Origin of the sequence: Streptococcus mitis (assembly GCF_002860865.1) — a bacterium.
Classification (GTDB): domain Bacteria; phylum Bacillota; class Bacilli; order Lactobacillales; family Streptococcaceae; genus Streptococcus; species Streptococcus mitis_AT.
The window spans coordinates 400,306-420,866 of sequence record NZ_PKIE01000001.1; the positions used below are offsets into that span (position 1 = coordinate 400,306).

Consider the following 20,561-nt stretch of genomic DNA (forward strand, 5'->3'; position numbering starts at 1 on the left):
TTCTAAACCAACTTTTCTTCTATATATAGGAGCTAAGTCTTGACAGTTATGGCAAAATGGTTTACACTTTATAAAGTTTATTACTTTGAAAAGGTGTGATACTGTGGCTACGGCAACAAAAAAGAAAAAATCAACAGTTAAAAAAAATCTAGTAATCGTGGAGTCGCCAGCTAAGGCTAAGACGATTGAAAAATACCTCGGCAGGAACTACAAGGTTTTAGCCAGTGTCGGGCATATCCGTGATTTGAAGAAATCCAGTATGTCAGTCGATATTGAAAATAATTATGAACCGCAATATATCAATATCCGAGGAAAAGGACCTCTTATCAATGACTTGAAAAAAGAAGCCAAAAAAGCTAATAAAGTCTTTCTGGCGAGTGACCCGGACCGTGAAGGAGAAGCGATTTCTTGGCATTTGGCTCACATTCTCAACTTGGATGAAAATGATGCTAACCGTGTGGTCTTCAATGAAATCACCAAGGATGCGGTCAAAAATGCTTTCAAAGAGCCACGCAAGATTGATATGGACTTGGTCGATGCCCAACAGGCTCGTCGTGTCTTGGACCGCTTGGTAGGCTATTCGATTTCGCCTATTTTGTGGAAGAAGGTCAAGAAGGGCTTGTCAGCAGGTCGCGTTCAGTCCATTGCCCTTAAACTTATCATTGACCGTGAGAATGAAATTAATGCCTTTCAGCCTGAAGAATACTGGACAATTGATGCTGTCTTTAAAAAGGGAACCAAGCAATTTCAGGCTTCCTTCTATGGAGTAGACGGCAAAAAGTTGAAACTGACTAGCAATGATGAGGTCAAGGAAGTCTTGTCTCGTCTGACTAGCAAAGATTTTTCAGTGGATCAGGTGGATAAGAAAGAGCGCAAACGCAATGCTCCTTTACCCTATACCACTTCATCTATGCAGATGGATGCTGCCAATAAAATTAACTTCCGTACTCGAAAGACCATGATGGTTGCCCAACAGCTCTATGAAGGAATTAATATCGGTTCTGGTGTTCAAGGTTTGATTACCTATATGCGTACCGATTCGACTCGTATCAGTCCTGTAGCGCAAAATGAGGCAGCAAGCTTCATTACGGACCGTTTTGGTAGCAAGTATTCTAAGCATGGTAGCAAGGTCAAAAATGCTTCAGGAGCTCAGGATGCCCACGAGGCTATTCGCCCGTCTAGCGTTTCTAATACACCTGAAAGCATCGCTAAGTATCTGGATAAGGATCAGCTCAAGCTTTATACCCTTATCTGGAATCGTTTTGTAGCGAGTCAGATGACAGCTGCTGTCTTTGATACCATGGCTGTTAAATTGTCTCAAAATGGGGTCCAATTTACCGCTAATGGTAGTCAGGTTAAGTTTGATGGTTATCTTGCCATTTATAATGATTCTGACAAGAATAAAATGTTACCAGATATGGCTGTTGGAGATGTGGTCAAACAGGTCAATAGCAAACCAGAGCAACATTTCACCCAACCGCCTGCTCGTTATTCTGAAGCGACACTGATCAAGACCTTGGAGGAAAATGGGGTTGGCCGTCCGTCAACTTACGCACCAACCATTGAAACTATTCAGAAACGTTATTATGTTCGCCTTGCATCCAAACGTTTTGAACCGACAGAGTTGGGAGAAATTGTCAACAAGCTCATCGTTGAATATTTCCCAGATATCGTAAACGTGACCTTTACAGCTGAAATGGAAGGCAAACTGGATGACGTCGAAGTCGGAAAAGAGCAGTGGCAACGTGTCATTGATGCCTTTTACAAACCTTTCTCTAAAGAGGTTGCCAAGGCTGAAGAAGAAATGGAGAAAATCCAGATCAAGGATGAACCAGCTGGATTTGATTGTGAAGTGTGTGGCAGTCCAATGGTTATTAAACTTGGTCGATTTGGTAAGTTCTACGCTTGTAGCAATTTCCCAGATTGCCGTCATACCCAAGCAATCGTGAAAGAAATCGGTGTTGAGTGTCCAAGTTGTCATCAGGGACAAATCATTGAACGCAAAACCAAACGTAACCGCCTTTTCTATGGTTGCAATCGCTATCCAGACTGTGAATTTACCTCTTGGGACAAGCCTGTTGGTCGTGACTGTCCAAAATGTGGCAACTTCCTCATGGAGAAAAAAGTCCGTGGTGGTGGCAAGCAGATTGTTTGTAGCAAGGGTGACTACGAAGAAGAAAAGATTAAATAAGAAGAGAGTCCTGAAAGTGAATTTCAGGCTCCTTTTGGTTGGAACTTGACAAAATTCATCATTTTATGCGAAACTAGAGGAAGATTATTTTATACTCAATGAAAATCAAAGAGCAAACTAGGAAACTAACCGCAGGTTGCTCAAAGCACTGCTTTGAGGTTGCAGATAAGACTGACGAAGTCAGGAACCATACCTACGTCAAGGCGACGTTGACGCGGTTTGAAGAGATTTTCGAAGAGTATTAACTAGGAGAAGTTATGCGTATTATTTATCTAATTATTGGTTTTTTATCACTGGCCTTGGCTATTGTTGGGGTTGTTTTACCCTTGTTGCCTACAACGCCTTTTCTTTTGTTGTCTATTGCTTGTTTCTCAAGAAGTTCCAAGCGCTTCGAAGATTGGTTGTATCATACCAAGCTCTATCAAGCATATGTTGCTGATTTTCGCGAGACTAAGTCTATTGCGCGTGAACGTAAAAAAAAGATTATTGTCTCTATCTACGTCTTGATGGGAATTTCCATTTATTTTGCTCCTCTCTTACCAGTCAAAATCGGTCTAGGTGCTTTGACCATCTTTATCACCTATTATCTCTTTAAGGTTATTCCAGACAGAGAATAGTTAAAATAGTAGTTATTTGCCTTGATAAAATTGAAAGTATATTCACAACAATATGATATAATAAATTTAAAGTAATCTTCAAGGAGAATCAAATGATTTACGAATTTTGTGCTGAGAATGTGACCTTGCTTGAAAAAGCGATGCAGGCTGGAGCTCGTCGAATCGAACTTTGTGACAATCTAGCAGTTGGTGGGACAACCCCTAGCTATGGAGTAGCTAAGGCAGCAGTTGAACTGGCAGCTAACTATGATACGACCATTATGACCATGATTCGGCCACGTGGTGGCGACTTTGTCTATAATGATATGGAAATTGCTATTATGCTAGAAGACATTCGGTTGACTGCTCAGGCTGGAAGTCAAGGAGTTGTATTTGGGGTTTTAACTGCTGATAAGAAGTTGGATATGCCTAATCTGGAGAAGCTAATTGCGGCATCAAAAGGAATGGAAATTGTCTTTCATATGGCCTTTGATGAATTGAGTGATGAAGACCAGTTGGAAGCTATTGACTGGCTTAGCCAAGCTGGAGTCACTCGTATCCTGACTCGTGCGGGTGTGTCTGGCGATTCACTAGAAAAGCGTTTTGCTCACTACCACAGAATTTTGGAACATGCTAAAGGTAAAATTGAAATTTTACCAGGTGGGGGGATTGACTTGGACAACCGTCAAACCTTTATCGACCAGCTAGGTGTGACACAATTGCACGGAACCAAGGTTGTCTTTTAAAAAATAGAAAGGAACTGCTAGCTTTGGGTAGCAGTTTTCACTTATGTTTGAAATTTTTAAATCCTATCAGTTTAATCAAGAAAAGGCTTATGCTTATGGTTTTGTAGAAAGTAGTGGAGTCTGGATCTATAGTTGCCAGATTTTGCAGGGTGACTTTGTCATGACTGTGTCCATCACTGCTGATAATGTGAGTTTTCAGGTCTTTGATCAGGAAATGGGTGACCTCTATCCTCAAGTTCATATGGAAAGTATGACAGGAAGTTTTGTTGCAAGTGTCCGTGAGGCTTGTCTGGAGATTCTCTACCAGATTCGGAAGGCTTGTTTTGATGTGCAGGATTTTATCTGTCCTCAGACTAAGCGTATCATGGCTCAGATTCAGGAAAAGTACGGAAATCAGTTGGAGTATCTGTGGGAGAAATCGCCTGATACGGCAGTGTTAAGACATGAAAGTAATAAAAAGTGGTATGCCGTCTTGATGAGAATCTCTTGGGATAAGCTGGAAAAGGGTAGAGAAGGATTAGTGGAAGCAGTCAACCTCAAGCATGACCAAGTAGCTGACTTACTTTTAAAAAAGGGAATTTATTCAGCTTTTCATATGAACAAACGCTACTGGATTAGTGTGGCTTTTGATGATACTTTATCAGATGAAATAGTACTGGAATTGATAGAAAAAAGTTGGAATTTAACTTCTAAAAAATGAAACATTTCAAGGATTTTCAATTAGCTAAATATTCTATACTGAAGAAATTTTCAGAAAATATTGGATTTTTTCTTGACAAGTAGTTTTGTCTATGCTAAAATACTAAACAAGATATCAAACGAAGGAGAAAGTCAAACATGAAAACAGCTAAGTTTAATCAATTCGCTTTGTTGTTGAGGTACTCGGGCTAGTGCAAAAAGCATTAGTCCTGTTTGGCTTACCAAGCGGGAGTGAATCAACATCTCGCTTGGACTTCTAAGCGAGATGTTTTTTTAAAAACCACATTTGGAAAAGGGGAAATCTTATGAGAACAGTTGAATTTCTAGATACCAGCCTTCGGGATGGAGAACAGACACCTGGTGTTAATTTTTCAATCAAGGAAAAAATTGCCATTGCAAGACAGCTGGAGAAATGGGGCATTTCAGCCATAGAAGCTGGTTTTCCAGCGGCGAGTCCTGATTCATTCACAGCAGTGCAGGAGATTGCTAAGGTCTTGAAGAAAACAGCGGTGACTGGTTTGGCACGTTCGGTCAAGTCTGATATTGATGCTTGTTACGAGGCCCTCAAGGATGCCAAGTATCCACAGGTTCACGTCTTTATCGCTACCAGTCCGATTCATCGTAAGTATAAGCTCAATAAGAGCAAGGAAGAGATTTTGGAAGCTATTAAGGAGCATGTTTCTTATGCCCGTTCTAAGTTTGAAGTGGTCGAATTCTCTCCTGAAGATGCGACCAGAACAGAGTTGGATTTCCTCTTGCAAGTTGTTCAAACAGCGGTTGATGCAGGGGCGTCTTATATCAATATTCCTGATACGGTAGGATTTACCACACCAGAGGAATATGGAGCCATCTTCAAATACCTGATTGAGAATGTCAAGACGGATCGCCAGATCATCTATTCACCTCACTGTCATGATGATCTTGGAATGGCAGTAGCTAATAGCCTTGCTGCCGTCAAGAATGGGGCAGGACGTGTTGAAGGAACTATCAACGGTATTGGTGAGAGAGCTGGAAATGCTGCTTTGGAAGAAATAGCAGTTGCTCTCAATATTCGCCAAGATTACTACCAAGCAGAAACCAGTATTGTCCTAAATGAGACCATCAATACGTCAGAAATGGTTTCTCGCTTCTCAGGAATTCCAGTTCCTAAAAACAAGGCTGTGGTCGGTGGCAATGCCTTTTCTCACGAATCTGGTATTCACCAAGACGGAGTCCTTAAAAATCCTCTTACCTATGAAATCATCACTCCTGAATTAGTCGGTGTTAAGAGTAATAGCCTTCCACTTGGAAAATTGTCAGGTCGCCATGCCTTTGTCGAGAAACTAAGAGAATTGGCCCTAGACTTTACAGAAGAGGACATCAAACCACTCTTCGCTAAGTTCAAGGCTCTGGCAGATAAGAAACAAGAAATCACAGATGCAGATATTCGTGCGCTGGTAGCTGGAACCATGGTTGAAAATCCAGAAGGATTCCACTTTGATGATTTACAACTTCAAACTCATGCAGATAATGACATTGAAGCACTCGTTAGCCTGGCCAATATGGATGGTGAGAAAGTCGAATTTAATGCGACAGGGCAAGGTTCCGTTGAAGCGATCTTTAACGCTATTGATAAGTTCTTTAACCAATCTGTCCGCTTGGTGTCCTATACCATTGATGCGGTGACAGATGGAATTGATGCTCAAGCTCGTGTCTTGGTTACTGTTGAAAACAGAGATACAGAAACCATCTTTAACGCAGCAGGTCTTGATTTCGATGTATTGAAGGCTTCGGCTATTGCCTATATCAATGCTAATACCTTTGTTCAAAAAGAGAATGCTGGCGAGATGGGACGTAGCGTTTCCTATCGCGACATGCCTAGTGTGTAAAGGAGAAGGCTATGACAAAGAAAATAGTAGCTCTAGCAGGGGACGGAATCGGCCCAGAAATCATGGACGCTGGTTTAGAGGTTCTGGAAGCTCTAGCTGAAAAAACAGGTTTTGACTATGAGATTGATAGACGACCTTTTGGAGGTGCAGGTATTGATGCAGCAGGGAATCCCTTACCTGATGAAACCCTCAAGGCAAGTAGAGAAGCAGATGCCATTCTCCTAGCAGCTATTGGTAGTCCCCAGTATGATGGAGCAGCGGTTCGGCCTGAACAAGGCTTGCTAGCTCTCCGTAAGGAACTCAATCTTTACGCTAATATTCGCCCTGTAAAAATCTTTGACAGTCTCAAGCATTTGTCACCACTCAAACCGGAACGAATTGCTGGTGTAGACTTTGTCGTGGTGCGGGAGTTGACAGGCGGGATTTACTTTGGAGATCATATCCTTGAAGAGCGCAAAGCGCGTGATATCAACGACTATAGCTATGAGGAAGTGGAGCGGATTATTCGCAAAGCCTTTGAAATTGCAAGAAATCGCAGAAAAATCGTTACTAGTATCGATAAGCAAAATGTGTTGGCAACTTCAAAACTCTGGCGGAAAGTAGCTGAGAAGGTCGCACAGGATTTCCCAGATGTAACCTTGGAGCACCAGCTAGTCGACTCAGCTGCCATGCTCATGATTACCAATCCTGCTAAGTTTGATGTCATCGTGACAGAAAATCTTTTCGGAGATATTCTCTCTGATGAATCGAGCGTTCTATCTGGTACACTTGGAGTCATGCCATCAGCCAGTCACTCCGAAAATGGCCCAAGTCTCTATGAACCTATTCACGGTTCAGCACCTGATATTGCTGGTCAAGGAATTGCCAATCCTATTTCCATGATTTTATCAGTGGCCATGATGTTGAGAGATAGTTTTGGACGTTATGAGGATGCAGAGCGTATCGAGCGTGCTGTTGAGGCAAGTTTGGCAGCTGGCATTTTAACGAGAGATATAGGTGGACAGGCTTCGACCAAGGAAATGACAGAAGCTATTATTGCAAGGTTATGAAGTTAGACGAAAAAATTACTCTAGTCCTTTTGATTTGGAATGTCATGGTTTTCTTGATTTATGGTATTGACAAATCTAAGGCGAGGAGAAGAGCTTGGCGCATTCCTGAGAAAATCTTACTTATTTTAGCCTTTACTTGTGGTGGTTTTGGTGCCTGGCTAGCAGGAATCATCTTTCACCACAAGACTCGAAAATGGTATTTTAAAACAGTTTGGTTTCTCGGGATGGTGTCCACACTAGTAGCCTTATATTTTATTTGGAGGTAATGGATGGCAGGAAAATCGATTTTTGATAAATTATGGGACCGTCATGTCATCACAGGAGAAGAGGGGCAGCCCCAACTCATGTATGTGGACCAGCACTATATTCATGAAGTGACCAGCCCTCAGGCTTTTCAAGGATTACGAGACGCAGGTCGTAGATTGAGACGACCAGACTTGACATTTGGAACCTTTGACCACAATGTCCCGACGGTCAATATCTACGATATTCGAGATGTGATTTCTAAGGCACAAATTGATAAGCTGGCTGAAAATGTTGAGGAATTTGGAATTGAACATGCGGCCCATGGTTCTGAAAAACAAGGAATTGTTCACATGGTTGGTCCAGAGACAGGACGGACCCAGCCAGGAAAATTCATCGTCTGCGGAGATAGCCATACGGCTACTCACGGAGCTTTCGGAGCAATCGCTTTTGGAATTGGGACCAGTGAGGTCGAACATGTCTTCGCTACCCAGACCCTCTGGCAGGTCAAACCCAAGAAAATGCTGGTGGAATTCACTGGAGTTCCTCAAAAAGGAGTTTATTCCAAGGATTTCATTTTAGCCTTGATTGCCAAGTATGGTGTTGCCTGTGGAGTTGGCTATGTGGTGGAATATCGTGGACAAGCTATTGATGCACTGAGCATGGAAGAGCGAATGACCATCTGCAATATGTCCATCGAGTTTGGATCCAAGATGGGAATCATGAACCCAGATCAGACGACTTATGACTATCTCAAGGGACGAGAATGTGTTCCAGAAGATTTCGAAGAGGCTGTGGCGGATTGGAAAACAATTGTCAGTGATGATGATGCTGTTTACGATAAGGTTATCCAGATGGATGTCTCAGGATTGGCTCCTATGGTGACCTGGGGTACCAATCCTGCAATGGGGGTTGACTTTGACAGTAGCTTCCCAGAAATTAAGGATATGAATGATGAGCGAGCCTACAATTACATGGACTTGGAGCCAGGTCAAAAGCCAGCAGATATTGAACTAGGCTATATCTTTATCGGTTCTTGTACCAATGCTCGTCTCAGCGACTTGCAACTGGCTGCGCGATTTGTCAAAGGGAAGAAAATAGCTCCTAACTTAACGGCTATCGTGGTTCCGGGCTCTCGTCCTGTCAAACGAGCTGCTGAGAAGTTGGGTTTGGACAAGGTCTTTCTGGATGCTGGATTTGAGTGGAGAGACCCAGGTTGTTCTATGTGCCTAGGAATGAATCCGGACAAGGTTCCTGATGGTGTCCACTGTGCCTCAACAAGCAACCGCAACTTTGAAGACAGACAGGGATTTGGTGCTAAGACCCACCTCTGCAGTCCAGCCATGGCAGCAGCAGCAGCTATTGCAGGGCGTTTCGTAGATGTTCGGCTAATGCCAGAAGCCCAGTAAGGAGAGGATATGGAGAAATTTACAGTTTATACGGGAACGACCGTTCCTCTCATGAATGATAACATCGACACCGACCAAATCCTACCCAAGCAGTTTCTCAAGTTGATTGATAAAAAAGGCTTTGGTAAGTACCTCATGTATGCTTGGCGTTATCTGGATGACAAGTATACTGAGGACCCAGACTTTGTCTTTAACCGACCTGAATATCGTAAAGCCAGTATTCTTATCTCAGGGGATAACTTTGGGGCAGGGTCTTCGAGGGAACATGCAGCTTGGGCCTTAGCAGACTATGGTTTTAAGGTCGTGATTGCAGGGTCTTTCGGTGATATTCATTACAATAATGAACTCAATAATGGCATGTTACCTATTGTTCAGGCTAGAGAGGTTAGAGAGAAACTAGCCCAGCTAAAACCAAGTGACCAGGTAACTGTGGACTTGGAACAACAAAAAATCATCTCACCAATTGGAGAATTCACTTTTGAAATCGATAGCGAGTGGAAACACAAGCTCTTAAATGGTTTGGATGATATCGGTATTACCTTGCAGTATGAAGACTTGATTGCTGCATATGAAAAACAACGACCAGCCTATTGGCAGGATTAGAAGAAAAATAGAAAAGGAAATAGAACTATGACAAAACACATTCAATGGAACGGAACACTTTCACAAGAAGGCTATGATATTTTAAAAGGTGAGGGCGGTTGTATTGTTTGCCCTACTAAAGTTGGTTACATCATCATGACTAGCGATAAGGCTGGTCTTGAACGTAAGTTTGAAGCCAAAGAACGTAACCGTAACAAACCAGGTGTTGTTCTCTGTGGTAGCATGGATGAGCTTCGCGCCTTAGCACAACTCAACCCAGAAATTGAAGCCTTCTACCAAAAACATTGGGACGAAGACATTCTTCTTGGTTGTATCCTACCTTGGAAACCAGAAGCCTTTGAAAAACTGAAAGCATACGGTGATGGTCGTGAAGAACTGATGACTGACGTGCGTGGTACTAGCTGTTTTGTTATCAAATTTGGGAAAGCTGGTGAACAATTGGCTGCCAAACTTTGGGAAGAAGGCAAGATGGTCTACGCCTCCTCTGCAAATCCATCTGGAAAAGGAAACCGTGGTAAGGTAGAAGGTATCGGAGAACGCATCGAAGGAGCTGTTGACCTTGTTATCGAGGCAGATGACTATGTGGCATCCATCCAACCAGACAAAACGATTGAAACTCGCTACGAGCAAGGTGTGATGGTCTCTATGGTTGATAAAGACGGCAAACTCATCCCAGAACAAGGAGGAGCACGTTCAACTTCACCAGCTCCAGTTGTAATCCGCAAAGGGCTTGACATTGATAAGATTATGATGCACTTGTCAGACACCTTTAACTCATGGGACTACCGTCAGGGTGAGTATTATTAGGATAGAGAAGGAGTGGGGAGAAAATAATCTCTCCTTTCTTTTGTTATTCACACAATAAAAACCGAACGATATATTTTAATTTATAAAATTATTTGACAAAAACTGTACTTTTGTTTATAATGAATTAAGGAAACGTCGGAAAAGGCGTAGTGATGCGAGAGCATAGGTAGGTCATTACAAAAGAAACGAGACATCGATATGTTAAATGAATTTCCAATTTTTGATTACGAAGATATTCAATTGATCCCAAATAAATGTGTCATTAAAAGCCGTGCAGAAGCGGATACAAGTGTCACTCTAGGAAATCACACCTTTAAACTACCTGTTGTGCCAGCTAATATGCAGACAATTTTGGATGAAAATGTAGCAGAGCAACTGGCTAAAGGGGGTTACTTCTACATTATGCATCGTTTTGATGAGGCAGGACGCATTCCTTTTATTAAACGCATGCACGATCAAGGGCTCATTGCTTCTATCTCTGTCGGTGTTAAGGATTATGAGTATGATTTTGTCAGCCAGCTCAAGGCTGATGCTCCAGAATACATCACGATTGACATTGCTCATGGTCATGCGGATAGCGTGATTTCTATGATTCAACACATCAAGAAAGAATTGCCAGATACTTTTGTCATTGCTGGAAATGTGGGAACACCAGAAGCTGTGCGTGAATTGGAAAATGCTGGTGCGGATGCGACTAAGGTCGGAATCGGTCCTGGTAAGGTTTGTATCACCAAGGTCAAGACAGGTTTTGGTACAGGTGGTTGGCAGTTGGCTGCTCTCCGTTGGTGTGCCAAGGCTGCGCGTAAACCGATTATCGCTGATGGAGGAATTCGTACTCACGGTGATATTGCCAAGTCTATCCGCTTCGGTGCCAGCATGGTCATGATTGGTTCCCTCTTTGCAGGACATATTGAAAGTCCGGGGAAAACGATTGAGGTCGATGGTGAACAGTTCAAAGAATATTACGGTTCAGCCTCACAATATCAAAAAGGTGCTTACAAAAATGTGGAAGGCAAACGTATCTTGCTTCCTGCTAAAGGTCATCTGCAAGACACTTTAACTGAGATGGAACAAGACCTTCAAAGTGCTATTTCCTATGCAGGTGGACGTCAGGTTGCTGACCTTAAACATGTTGATTATGTTATCGTGAAAAACTCTATCTGGAATGGGGATGCTTCCCACTAAGACGGCCTATCTCACTAGAAAAAAACTTGTTATTAGAGCAAATTTCTGTTATAATAAAACAAGTTTCCACTCTTAGTGTAATGGATATCACGTAAGATTCCGGTTCTTGAGATGGGGGTTCGATTCCCTCAGGGTGGATGTAAACATCCTAAAAAAGCCTTTAATAGGGCTTTTTTCTTTACACTGCTCTAAATTTGTCCCTAAAACTGAATGAAAATCAAAGAGTAAACTAGGAAGCTAGCCGTAGACTGTACTTGAGTACGGCAATGCGAAGCTGATGTGGTTTGAAGAGATTTTCAAAGAGTTTAAAACTGAAAATCATATTCTATAGAGTGCCCAAATCCCCTCCAGTTCCGTTTTAAAGTGACTCAGGGGGCTTTTTTTGATATAATAAAAAGGACTGTTATCAGTTAGAAAGAGGTTAGTATGAAAGAATTACAAACTGTACTAAAGAACCATTTTGCAATCGAATTTGCAGACAGAAATTTATTGGAAACTGCCTTTACTCATACGAGTTATGCCAATGAGCACCGCCTCTTAAAAATTTCACACAATGAACGCTTGGAATTTTTAGGAGACGCTGTTCTACAGTTATTGATTTCAGAATATCTGTATAAAAAATATCCTAAAAAGCCTGAGGGTGACTTGTCTAAACTCCGTGCCATGATTGTCCGAGAGGAGAGTTTGGCTGGTTTTGCGCGCGATTGCCAGTTTGACCAGTTTATTAAGTTGGGTAAGGGGGAAGAAAAATCGGGTGGTCGTAATCGTGATACCATTCTTGGTGATGCCTTTGAGGCCTTTCTCGGTGCCCTCCTTTTGGATAAGGATGTGGCTAAGGTCAAGGAATTTATTTATCAGGTTATGATTCCTAAGGTTGAAGCAGGCGAGTTTGAGATGATTACAGACTACAAAACCCATCTCCAAGAGTTACTTCAGGTCAACGGGGATGTGGCTATTCGTTATCAGGTGATTTCTGAAACAGGGCCTGCCCACGATAAGGTCTTTGATGTAGAAGTTCTGGTTGAAGGCAAGAGCATTGGTCAAGGTCAAGGTCGTTCTAAGAAATTAGCAGAGCAGGAAGCTGCCAAAAATGCCGTTGAGAAAGGGCTGGATTCATGTATTTAAAGGAAATCGAAATTCAGGGATTCAAGTCTTTTGCTGATAAGACTAAGGTCGTCTTTGACCAAGGTGTGACGGCAGTTGTTGGACCCAATGGATCTGGAAAGTCAAATATCACAGAAAGCCTGCGATGGGCATTGGGAGAGTCCAGTGTTAAGAGTCTCCGTGGTGGCAAGATGCCAGACGTTATCTTTGCTGGAACTGAAAGCCGCAAACCACTCAATTATGCTTCTGTAGTTGTGACTTTGGATAATCATGACGGATTTATCAAGGACGCAGGTCAAGAAATTAGAGTGGAACGCCATATCTATCGTAGTGGAGATAGCGAATACAAGATTGACGGCAAGAAAGTCCGTCTCCGTGATATTCATGACCTCTTCTTGGATACAGGTTTGGGACGAGATTCCTTCTCCATCATTTCCCAAGGGAAGGTTGAGGAGATTTTTAATTCCAAGCCTGAAGAACGTCGTGCCATTTTCGAAGAGGCTGCTGGAGTTTTGAAATACAAGACTCGTCGAAAAGAAACTGAGAGTAAACTGCAGCAAACTCAGGATAATCTAGACCGCTTAGAGGACATTATCTACGAGTTGGATAATCAAATCAAGCCTCTTGAGAAGCAAGCTGAAAATGCCCGTAAGTTTCTAGATTTGGAAGGTCAACGTAAGGCCATTTATTTAGACGTGCTGGTTGCCCAAATCAAGGAAAATAAAGCTGAACTAGACTCGACAGAAGAAGAGTTGGCACAGGTTCAAGAACTCTTGATGAGTTATTACCAAAAGCGTGAAAAATTAGAAGAAGAAAATCAAACTCTTAAAAAGCAACGCCAAGATTTACAGGCTGAAATGGCCAAAGATCAAGGCAGTTTGATGGATTTGACCAGTCTGATTAGTGATTTAGAGAGAAAATTAGCCCTATCGAAATTAGAATCTGATCAAGTAGCCCTCAATCAACAGGAAGCACAAGCTCGTTTGGCCTCTTTGGAGGATAAGAGAAATTCACTCAGCAAAGAAAGATCTGATAAGGAAAGATCTTTAGCTCTCTTAAAGGAAAATCTAGTCCAAAATAATCAAAAACTCAATCGTTTAGAGGCTGAATTGCTAGCTTTTTCAGATGATCCTGATCAGATGATTGAGCTCTTACGTGAACGCTTTGTAGCTCTTCTACAAGAAGAAGCGGATGTCTCAAACCAACTGACACGCATCGAGAATGAGTTGGAAAATAGTCGTCAGCTTTCTCAAAAACAAGCAGACCAACTAGAAAAGCTGAAAGAACAACTGGATTCAGCTAAAGAGAAGGCTAGTCAGCAAGAGGCTGAGCTTGAAACTGCCAAGGAGCAGGTTCAAAAATTATTGGCAGACTATCAAGTCTGTGCCAAGGAGCAAGAGGAGCAGAAAGCTTCCTATCAAGCTCAACAAAGTCAACTATTTGACCGTCTGGACAGTCTTAAAAACAAGCAGGCCAGAGCTCAAAGTTTGGAAAATATCCTGAGAAATCATAGCAACTTTTACGCGGGTGTTAAGAGTGTTCTCCAAGAAAAAGACCGCCTTGGTGGGATTATTGGTGCAGTCAGTGAGCACCTGACCTTTGATGTTCATTATCAAACTGCTCTAGAGATTGCCTTAGGGGCAAGCAGTCAGCATATCATCGTAGAAGATGAAGAGTCGGCAACTAGAGCCATTGATTTCCTCAAACGGAACAGAGCCGGTCGTGCGACCTTCCTTCCCTTGACGACTATCAAGGCCCGTACAATTTCTAGCCAGAACCAAGATACTATCGCAGCAAGTCCGGGATTTTTGGGCATGGCAGATGAATTGGTTACTTTTGATACTAGACTAGAATCCATTTTCAAGAACTTGCTAGCTACGACGGCTATCTTTGATACCGTAGAACACGCGCGTGCAGCAGCTCGCCAAGTTCGTTATCAGGTTCGTATGGTCACTTTGGACGGCACAGAGTTGCGCACAGGTGGTTCTTATGCGGGTGGTGCCAATCGCCAGAATAACAGCATTTTCATCAAGCCAGAGCTGGAACAATTGCAAAAAGAAATTGCTGAAGAAGAAGCAAGCTTGCGTTCAGAAGAGGCGAGTTTGAAGTCCTTGCAAGATGAGATGGCTAGATTGATAGAAAGATTAGAAACCATCAAATCTCAGGGGGAGCAGGCCCGTATTCAGGAGCAAGGCTTGTCCCTCGCTTATCAGCAGACCAGTCAGCAAGTTGAAGAGCTAGAAACTCTTTGGAAACTCCAAGAAGAGGAATTAAATCGTCTTTCTGATGGAGATTGGCAAGCAGATAAGGAAAAATGCCAAGAGCGTCTTGCTACTATTGCCAGTGACAAGCAAAATCTGGAAGTTGAGATTGAAGAGATTAAGTCTAACAAAAATGCCATCCAAGAACGCTATCAAAATTTGCAGGAAGAGGTAGCGCAAGCTCGCCTGCTTAAGACAGAACTGCAAGGGCAAAAACGTTACGAAGTTGCGGATATTGAACGTTTAGGCAAAGAATTGGACAATTTAGATATCGAACAAGAGGAAATCCAGCGCCTTCTTCAAGAAAAGGTTGATAATCTTGAGAAGGTTGATACAGAATTGCTTAGTCAGCAGGCCGAAGAAGCCAAAACTCAGAAAACAAATCTCCAACAAGGTTTGATTCGCAAGCAGTTTGAATTAGATGATATAGAAGGTCAGCTGGATGATATTGCCAGTCATTTGGATCAGGCTCGCCAGCAGAATGAAGAGTGGATTCGAAAGCAAACTCGTGCTGAAGCCAAGAAAGAAAAGGTCAGCGAGCGCTTGCGCCATCTACAAAGTCAATTAACAGACCAGTATCAGATTAGCTATACTGAAGCTCTAGAAAAGGCGCATGAGTTGGAAAATCTCAATCTGGCAGAGCAAGAGGTTAAGGATTTAGAGAAGGCTATTCGCTCACTGGGTCCTGTCAATTTGGAAGCTATTGAACAGTACGAAGAAGTTCACAGCCGTCTGGATTTCCTAAATAGCCAGCGAGATGATATTTTGTCAGCGAAAAATCTGCTTCTTGAGACTATCACAGAGATGAATGATGAGGTCAAAGACCGCTTTAAATCAACCTTTGAGGCCATCCGTGAGTCCTTTAAAGTGACCTTCAAGCAGATGTTTGGTGGAGGTCAGGCTGACCTGATTTTGACTGAGGGAGACTTGCTGACAGCTGGGGTTGAAATTTCTGTCCAACCACCAGGCAAGAAAATCCAGTCTCTCAACCTCATGAGTGGTGGGGAAAAAGCCCTATCGGCTCTAGCCTTGCTTTTCTCTATCATTCGAGTTAAGACCATCCCGTTTGTTATCTTGGATGAGGTTGAGGCTGCACTGGATGAAGCCAATGTTAAACGTTTTGGAGATTATCTCAACCGCTTTGATAAGGACAGTCAATTTATTGTCGTAACCCACCGTAAGGGAACCATGGCAGCGGCCGATTCCATCTATGGAGTGACCATGCAAGAATCAGGTGTCTCAAAAATTGTTTCAGTTAAGTTAAAAGATTTAGAAAGTATTGAAGGATGACAATTAAACTAGTAGCAACGGATATGGACGGAACCTTCCTAGATGGGAATGGGCGCTTTGATATGGACCGCCTCCAGTCTCTCTTGGTTTCTTATAAGGAAAAAGGGATTTACTTTGCGGTGGCTTCGGGGCGCGGATTTCTATCTCTAGAAAAATTATTTGCTAATGTTCGTGACGACATTATTTTCATCGCGGAAAATGGCAGTTTGGTCGAATATCAAGGTCAAGACTTGTATGAAGCGACCATGTCTCGTGAGTTTTATTTGACGACTTTTGAAAAGCTGAAAACGTCACCTTATGTCGATATCAATAAATTGCTCTTGACGGGCAAAAAAGGCTCTTATGTTCTGGATACGGTTGATGAGACCTATTTGAAAGAGAGCCAGCATTATAATGAAAACATCCAAAAAGTAGTGAGTTTGGAAGCTATCACAGATGATATTTTCAAATTTACAACCAACTTCACAGAAGAAACGCTTGAAGCTGGGGAAGCTTGGGTAAACGAAAACGTTCCTGGTGTTAAGGCCATGACAACTGGCTTTGAATCTATTGATATTGTTCTGGACTATGTCGATAAGGGAGTGGCCATTGTTGAATTAGCTAAAAAACTTGGTATCACAATGGATCAGGTTATGGCTTTTGGAGACAATCTAAATGACTTACACATGATGCAGGTTGTCGGTCATCCTATAGCTCCTGAAAATGCACGACCAGAAATTTTAGAATTAGCAGAGACTGTGATTGGTCACCATAAGGACCAGTCGGTTATAGCTTATATGGAGGGCTTATAATGGCAGATATAAAATTGATTGCATTGGACTTGGACGGGACTTTGTTAACTACTGATAAAAGACTTACGGATCGTACCAAGGCAACCTTGAAAGCTGCGCGTGATCGTGGTATCAAGGTCGTATTGACAACTGGTCGTCCCTTAAAAGCTATGGATTTCTTTCTACATGAGCTAGGGACTGACGGACATGAAGATGAGTATACCATTACTTTTAATGGTGGTTTGGTTCAGAAAAATACAGGTGAAATTCTTGATAAGACAGTCTTTTCATACGACGATGTAGCACGTTTGTATGAGGAAACAGAAAAATTATCACTGCCTCTTGATGCTATTTCAGAAGGAACTGTTTATCAAATTCAATCTGACCAAGAAAGTCTTTATGCCAAATTTAATCCAGCATTGACCTTTGTTCCAGTGGACTTTGAAGACTTGTCTAGTCAGATGACCTACAATAAATGCGTGACTGCCTTTGCTCAAGAACCCTTGGATGCAGCTATTCAGAAGATTTCTCCAGAATTGTTTGACCAATATGAAATCTTTAAATCACGTGAAATGTTGCTAGAGTGGTCACCAAAGAATGTTCATAAAGCAACAGGCTTGGCAAAACTAATCAGCCATCTTGGAATTGACCAAAGCCAAGTCATGGCATGTGGTGACGAGGCCAATGACCTTTCTATGATTGAATGGGCAGGGCTCGGTGTTGCCATGCAAAATGCTGTTCCTGAAGTTAAGGCAGTCGCAAATGTGGTAACTCCTATGACCAATGATGAGGAAGCTGTCGCCTGGGTTATCGAAGAATATGTGCTAAAGGAGAACTAAGATATGGGATTGTTTGACCGTCTATTCGGAAAAAAAGAAGAACCTAAAATCGAAGAAGTTGTAAAAGAAGCTCTGGAAAATCTTGATTTGTCTGAAGATGTTGAGCCTGCCTTCACAGAAACTGAGGAAGTTCCTCAAGAAGAAGCAGAGGTTGAAAGTTCTGAAGAGCCTGTGATTGAAGAGGAGGAAATCAAAAAAACTGTTGAAGAAAATTATGATTCAGAGCCAGTTGTAGAGGTTCATCAAGAAGAAGTCGAAGAATTCCCAAACTCAGAAGAAGTCACAGAGGAAGAGAATACTGAGCTCCTAGAGACTGTAGAAGAAAATAGTTCTGAAGTGCTTGAAGCAGAAAGGCCTCAGGTAGAAGAAACTGTTCAGGAAAAATATGACCGCAGTCTCAAGAAAACTCGTACAGGCTTCGGTGCCCGCTTGAACGCCTTCTTTGCCAATTTCCGCTCTGTTGATGAAGAATTTTTCGAGGAACTGGAAGAACTGCTGATTATGAGTGACGTTGGTGTCCAGGTCGCTTCTAACTTAACCGAGGAGTTACGCTACGAAGCCAAGCTTGAAAACGCAAAGAAAACTGACGCACTTCGCCGTGTCATCATTGAGAAATTGGTTGAGCTTTATGAAAAGGATGGCAACTATGATGAAAGTATCCACTTCCAAGATGGCTTGACAGTCATGCTCTTTGTTGGGGTTAATGGTGTCGGGAAAACAACTTCTATCGGGAAACTAGCCCACCGCTATAAACAAGCTGGTAAGAAGGTCATGCTGGTTGCGGCAGATACCTTCCGTGCAGGGGCGGTAGCCCAGCTAGCTGAATGGGGCCGTCGTGTGGACGTTCCAGTTGTAACTGGACCTGAAAAAGCTGACCCAGCTAGTGTAGTCTTTGATGGCATGGAACGTGCTGTAGCTGAAGGTATCGATATTCTTATGATTGACACCGCTGGTCGTCTGCAAAACAAGGACAACCTTATGGCTGAGTTGGAGAAGATTGGACGTATCATCAAACGTGTTGTGCCAGAAGCGCCTCATGAAACCTTCTTGGCACTTGATGCATCAACAGGTCAAAATGCCCTAGTACAGGCCAAAGAATTTTCTAAAATCACGCCATTAACTGGAATTGTCTTGACTAAGATTGATGGAACTGCTCGAGGTGGTGTTGTTTTAGCCATCCGTGAAGAACTCAATATTCCTGTAAAATTGATTGGTTTTGGTGAAAAAATCGATGATATTGGAGAGTTTAACTCAGAAAACTTTATGAAGGGTCTCTTAGAAGGCTTAATCTAATCAGAAACAAAAATCCTGCAAGCTACAAACTTGCAGGAAATTTTTTTATTCTAAACGACCATCTTGACGATAGGCGATATCTGGTTGCCAAGTCCATTTGGCACCGAATTTTTCAAGTAAGTCAAAGCTGGCTTGAGGTCCCATACTTCCAGCTTTATAATCATGAAGTGGGGCACCGTTTTCAGCCCAGAGCTCTTCGATACGGTCAATCAATTTCCATGACGCACCAACTTCATCCCAGTGGCTAAAGTTAGTTGAGTTGTTATTTAGGACATCATAAATCAATTTCTCGTATGGTTCTGGAGAAGCACCAGTTGCGGTCGCGTCTGTACGGTAATCAAGTGAGTTAGGAGCCAAGTTGAATTCTTCTCCTACTTGCTTCCCATTTAGGCTAAGAGAGAATCCTTCTGTTGGTTGGATATAGATGGTCAAAATGTTTGGAGCAAGTGGCTCACCAAAGATAGAGTCCATTTGTTTAAAGACGATGTTGACATGAGTTCCTTTTTCAGTCAGACGTTTACCAGTACGGAAGAAGAAAGGAACGCCACGGAAGCGATCGCTGTCTACAAAGAAGGCACCAGATGCAAAGGTTTCAGTTGTTGATTCTGGATTCACATTTGGCTCGCTACGATAAGAGATATATTTCATGCCATCAATCTTACCTGAACGGTATTGACCACGGATAAAGTGTTCTTTAAGTTCTTCATCAGTTGGATGATAGAGGTTTTTAAAGACCTTAATCTTTTCAGCACGAATCTCGTCTTTTGTGAAGCTTGCTGGCTTGTCCATGGCAAGGAGAGAAAGAAGTTGTAGTGTATGGTTTTGTACCATGTCACGGAGGGCACCAGATTGGTCATAGTAGCCACCACGTTCTTCTACACCCAAGCGCTCCGCAAAGGTAATTTGAACATTGTCGATAAAGTCTTTGTTCCAAACGTTTTCAAAAATCAAGTTTGCAAAGCGAACTGCAAAGATACTTTGGATCATTTCCTTACCAAGATAATGGTCGATACGGAAAATTTGTTCTTCATCAAATGTTGCTAGGAGCTCGTCATTCAACTTGCTTGCAGTTGCGTAATCTGTACCAAATGGTTTCTCAACGATTAAGCGCTCAAAACCTTTTCCATCTACAATGTTTTCAGACTTGAGGTGCTTAGCAATGGTTCCAAAGAATTGAGGAGCCATAGATAAGAAGAAGAGCTTGTTGTGTTCAGCTTGGTACTTATCATTTAGTTCAGCCTGCAATTGACGCAATGCAATGTAGTGTTCCGTATCATTGACATCATGACTTTGATAGTAGAAGTGGCTAGCGAACTCTTGAGCCTGTTCGGTACTATCTGCCAAATCAAGGATCGATTCGACTACAACAGATTCAAAATATTCCTTGCTCCAAGGACGACGAGCAGTGCCAATAACTGCAAAGTGCTCGGAAAGATTGCCGGATTTATATAGTCTAAAAAGGGAAGGGTAGAGCTTGCGTTTAGCCAGGTCTCCACTCGCACCAAAAATTGTAACAATAACCTTAGATGACATCTAGCTACCTAATTTCTATTTTTATTCCTAGTCCTGCTAGGTATGAGGAAACCTCATTTCATAAACTTAATTCTA

17 protein-coding genes and 1 tRNA gene are annotated in these 20,561 nt (G+C 42.3%); 17 read left to right on the top strand and 1 reads right to left on the bottom strand.

Features of this window, described 5'->3' with window-relative positions:
• Positions 1–103 precede the first annotated feature (103 nt).
• The 17 genes from topA (at position 104) to ftsY (ending at position 18,953) form a co-directional block, all read left to right on the top strand.
• Positions 104–2,191, top strand: coding sequence for a type I DNA topoisomerase (gene topA, locus CYK18_RS02050; protein ID WP_101784762.1), 2,088 nt, complete (start codon positions 104–106; stop codon positions 2,189–2,191).
• A gap of 257 nt (positions 2,192–2,448) precedes the next feature.
• Positions 2,449–2,808, top strand: a complete 360-nt coding sequence (locus CYK18_RS02055; protein ID WP_101781795.1) for a YbaN family protein — start codon at positions 2,449–2,451, stop codon at positions 2,806–2,808.
• A gap of 92 nt (positions 2,809–2,900) precedes the next feature.
• Positions 2,901–3,533: a copper homeostasis protein CutC gene (locus tag CYK18_RS02060; RefSeq protein ID WP_101781797.1), complete on the top strand. Its 633-nt coding sequence runs from the start codon at positions 2,901–2,903 to the stop codon at positions 3,531–3,533.
• A gap of 43 nt (positions 3,534–3,576) precedes the next feature.
• Positions 3,577–4,233, top strand: coding sequence for an MmcQ/YjbR family DNA-binding protein (locus CYK18_RS02065; protein ID WP_101781799.1), 657 nt, complete (start codon positions 3,577–3,579; stop codon positions 4,231–4,233).
• 304 nt (positions 4,234–4,537) lie between these two features.
• Positions 4,538–6,100, top strand: a complete 1,563-nt coding sequence (locus CYK18_RS02070; RefSeq protein WP_033677351.1) for a 2-isopropylmalate synthase — start codon at positions 4,538–4,540, stop codon at positions 6,098–6,100.
• Between the two features lie 11 nt (positions 6,101–6,111).
• Positions 6,112–7,149: a 3-isopropylmalate dehydrogenase gene (leuB, locus tag CYK18_RS02075; RefSeq protein WP_101784765.1), complete on the top strand. Its 1,038-nt coding sequence runs from the start codon at positions 6,112–6,114 to the stop codon at positions 7,147–7,149.
• Positions 7,146–7,415 (top strand): DUF1294 domain-containing protein, encoded by a 270-nt coding sequence (locus CYK18_RS02080; protein ID WP_101784767.1) that lies wholly within the window; start codon positions 7,146–7,148, stop codon positions 7,413–7,415. Before leuB ends, CYK18_RS02080 begins: the two co-directional genes overlap by 4 nt.
• A 3-nt stretch (positions 7,416–7,418) precedes the next feature.
• Positions 7,419–8,801 carry a 3-isopropylmalate dehydratase large subunit gene (gene leuC, locus CYK18_RS02085; protein ID WP_101784770.1) on the top strand — a complete coding sequence of 461 codons (1,383 nt, stop codon included), beginning with the start codon at positions 7,419–7,421 and terminating at the stop codon, positions 8,799–8,801.
• Between the two features lie 9 nt (positions 8,802–8,810).
• Positions 8,811–9,404, top strand: a complete 594-nt coding sequence (leuD, locus tag CYK18_RS02090) for a 3-isopropylmalate dehydratase small subunit (protein WP_101781807.1) — start codon at positions 8,811–8,813, stop codon at positions 9,402–9,404.
• Between the two features lie 27 nt (positions 9,405–9,431).
• Positions 9,432–10,211 (top strand): L-threonylcarbamoyladenylate synthase, encoded by a 780-nt coding sequence (locus CYK18_RS02095; RefSeq protein ID WP_000160505.1) that lies wholly within the window; start codon positions 9,432–9,434, stop codon positions 10,209–10,211.
• Positions 10,212–10,409: 198 nt separating this feature from the next.
• Positions 10,410–11,396: a GMP reductase gene (locus tag CYK18_RS02100; protein WP_000931164.1), complete on the top strand. Its 987-nt coding sequence runs from the start codon at positions 10,410–10,412 to the stop codon at positions 11,394–11,396.
• 66 nt (positions 11,397–11,462) lie between these two features.
• Positions 11,463–11,534, top strand: a tRNA-Arg gene (locus CYK18_RS02105).
• Positions 11,535–11,822: 288 nt separating this feature from the next.
• Positions 11,823–12,521, top strand: coding sequence for a ribonuclease III (gene rnc, locus CYK18_RS02115; protein ID WP_020901436.1), 699 nt, complete (start codon positions 11,823–11,825; stop codon positions 12,519–12,521).
• Positions 12,512–16,051, top strand: coding sequence for a chromosome segregation protein SMC (gene smc / locus CYK18_RS02120; protein WP_101784772.1), 3,540 nt, complete (start codon positions 12,512–12,514; stop codon positions 16,049–16,051). Before rnc ends, smc begins: the two co-directional genes overlap by 10 nt.
• Entirely contained in the window at positions 16,048–16,842 is a 795-nt protein-coding gene (locus tag CYK18_RS02125) for a Cof-type HAD-IIB family hydrolase (protein WP_101781811.1), read from the top strand. The genes smc and CYK18_RS02125 overlap by 4 nt, the downstream gene beginning before the upstream one ends.
• Entirely contained in the window at positions 16,842–17,660 is an 819-nt protein-coding gene (locus CYK18_RS02130; RefSeq protein WP_033687075.1) for a Cof-type HAD-IIB family hydrolase, read from the top strand. The genes CYK18_RS02125 and CYK18_RS02130 overlap by 1 nt, the downstream gene beginning before the upstream one ends.
• Positions 17,661–17,663: 3 nt before the next feature.
• The gene (ftsY, locus tag CYK18_RS02135) at positions 17,664–18,953 is read left to right on the top strand and encodes a signal recognition particle-docking protein FtsY (RefSeq protein ID WP_101784774.1); all 1,290 of its coding nucleotides are present in this window, start codon (positions 17,664–17,666) and stop codon (positions 18,951–18,953) included.
• Positions 18,954–18,998: 45 nt separating this feature from the next.
• On the opposite strand, the gene zwf is transcribed toward ftsY, so the two are convergent.
• Positions 18,999–20,486 carry a glucose-6-phosphate dehydrogenase gene (gene zwf, locus CYK18_RS02140; protein ID WP_049501794.1) on the bottom strand — a complete coding sequence of 496 codons (1,488 nt, stop codon included), beginning with the start codon at positions 20,484–20,486 and terminating at the stop codon, positions 18,999–19,001.
• Positions 20,487–20,561 lie beyond the last annotated feature (75 nt).

Excerpts from the sequence above, each read along its gene's own strand:
- CYK18_RS02055 (WP_101781795.1), top strand. The coding sequence starts at position 2,449 with ATGCGTATTATTTATCTAATTATTGGTTTTTTATCACTGGCCTTGGCT.
- CYK18_RS02060 (WP_101781797.1), top strand. The coding sequence starts at position 2,901 with ATGATTTACGAATTTTGTGCTGAGAATGTGACCTTGCTTGAAAAAGCG.
- CYK18_RS02065 (WP_101781799.1), top strand. The coding sequence starts at position 3,577 with ATGTTTGAAATTTTTAAATCCTATCAGTTTAATCAAGAAAAGGCTTAT.
- CYK18_RS02070 (WP_033677351.1), top strand. The coding sequence starts at position 4,538 with ATGAGAACAGTTGAATTTCTAGATACCAGCCTTCGGGATGGAGAACAG.
- leuB (WP_101784765.1), top strand. The coding sequence starts at position 6,112 with ATGACAAAGAAAATAGTAGCTCTAGCAGGGGACGGAATCGGCCCAGAA.
- CYK18_RS02080 (WP_101784767.1), top strand. The coding sequence starts at position 7,146 with ATGAAGTTAGACGAAAAAATTACTCTAGTCCTTTTGATTTGGAATGTC.
- leuC (WP_101784770.1), top strand. The coding sequence starts at position 7,419 with ATGGCAGGAAAATCGATTTTTGATAAATTATGGGACCGTCATGTCATC.
- leuD (WP_101781807.1), top strand. The coding sequence starts at position 8,811 with ATGGAGAAATTTACAGTTTATACGGGAACGACCGTTCCTCTCATGAAT.
- CYK18_RS02095 (WP_000160505.1), top strand. The coding sequence starts at position 9,432 with ATGACAAAACACATTCAATGGAACGGAACACTTTCACAAGAAGGCTAT.
- CYK18_RS02100 (WP_000931164.1), top strand. The coding sequence starts at position 10,410 with ATGTTAAATGAATTTCCAATTTTTGATTACGAAGATATTCAATTGATC.
- rnc (WP_020901436.1), top strand. The coding sequence starts at position 11,823 with ATGAAAGAATTACAAACTGTACTAAAGAACCATTTTGCAATCGAATTT.
- smc (WP_101784772.1), top strand. The coding sequence starts at position 12,512 with ATGTATTTAAAGGAAATCGAAATTCAGGGATTCAAGTCTTTTGCTGAT.
- CYK18_RS02125 (WP_101781811.1), top strand. The coding sequence starts at position 16,048 with ATGACAATTAAACTAGTAGCAACGGATATGGACGGAACCTTCCTAGAT.
- CYK18_RS02130 (WP_033687075.1), top strand. The coding sequence starts at position 16,842 with ATGGCAGATATAAAATTGATTGCATTGGACTTGGACGGGACTTTGTTA.
- ftsY (WP_101784774.1), top strand. The coding sequence starts at position 17,664 with ATGGGATTGTTTGACCGTCTATTCGGAAAAAAAGAAGAACCTAAAATC.
- zwf (WP_049501794.1), bottom strand. The coding sequence starts at position 20,486 with ATGTCATCTAAGGTTATTGTTACAATTTTTGGTGCGAGTGGAGACCTG.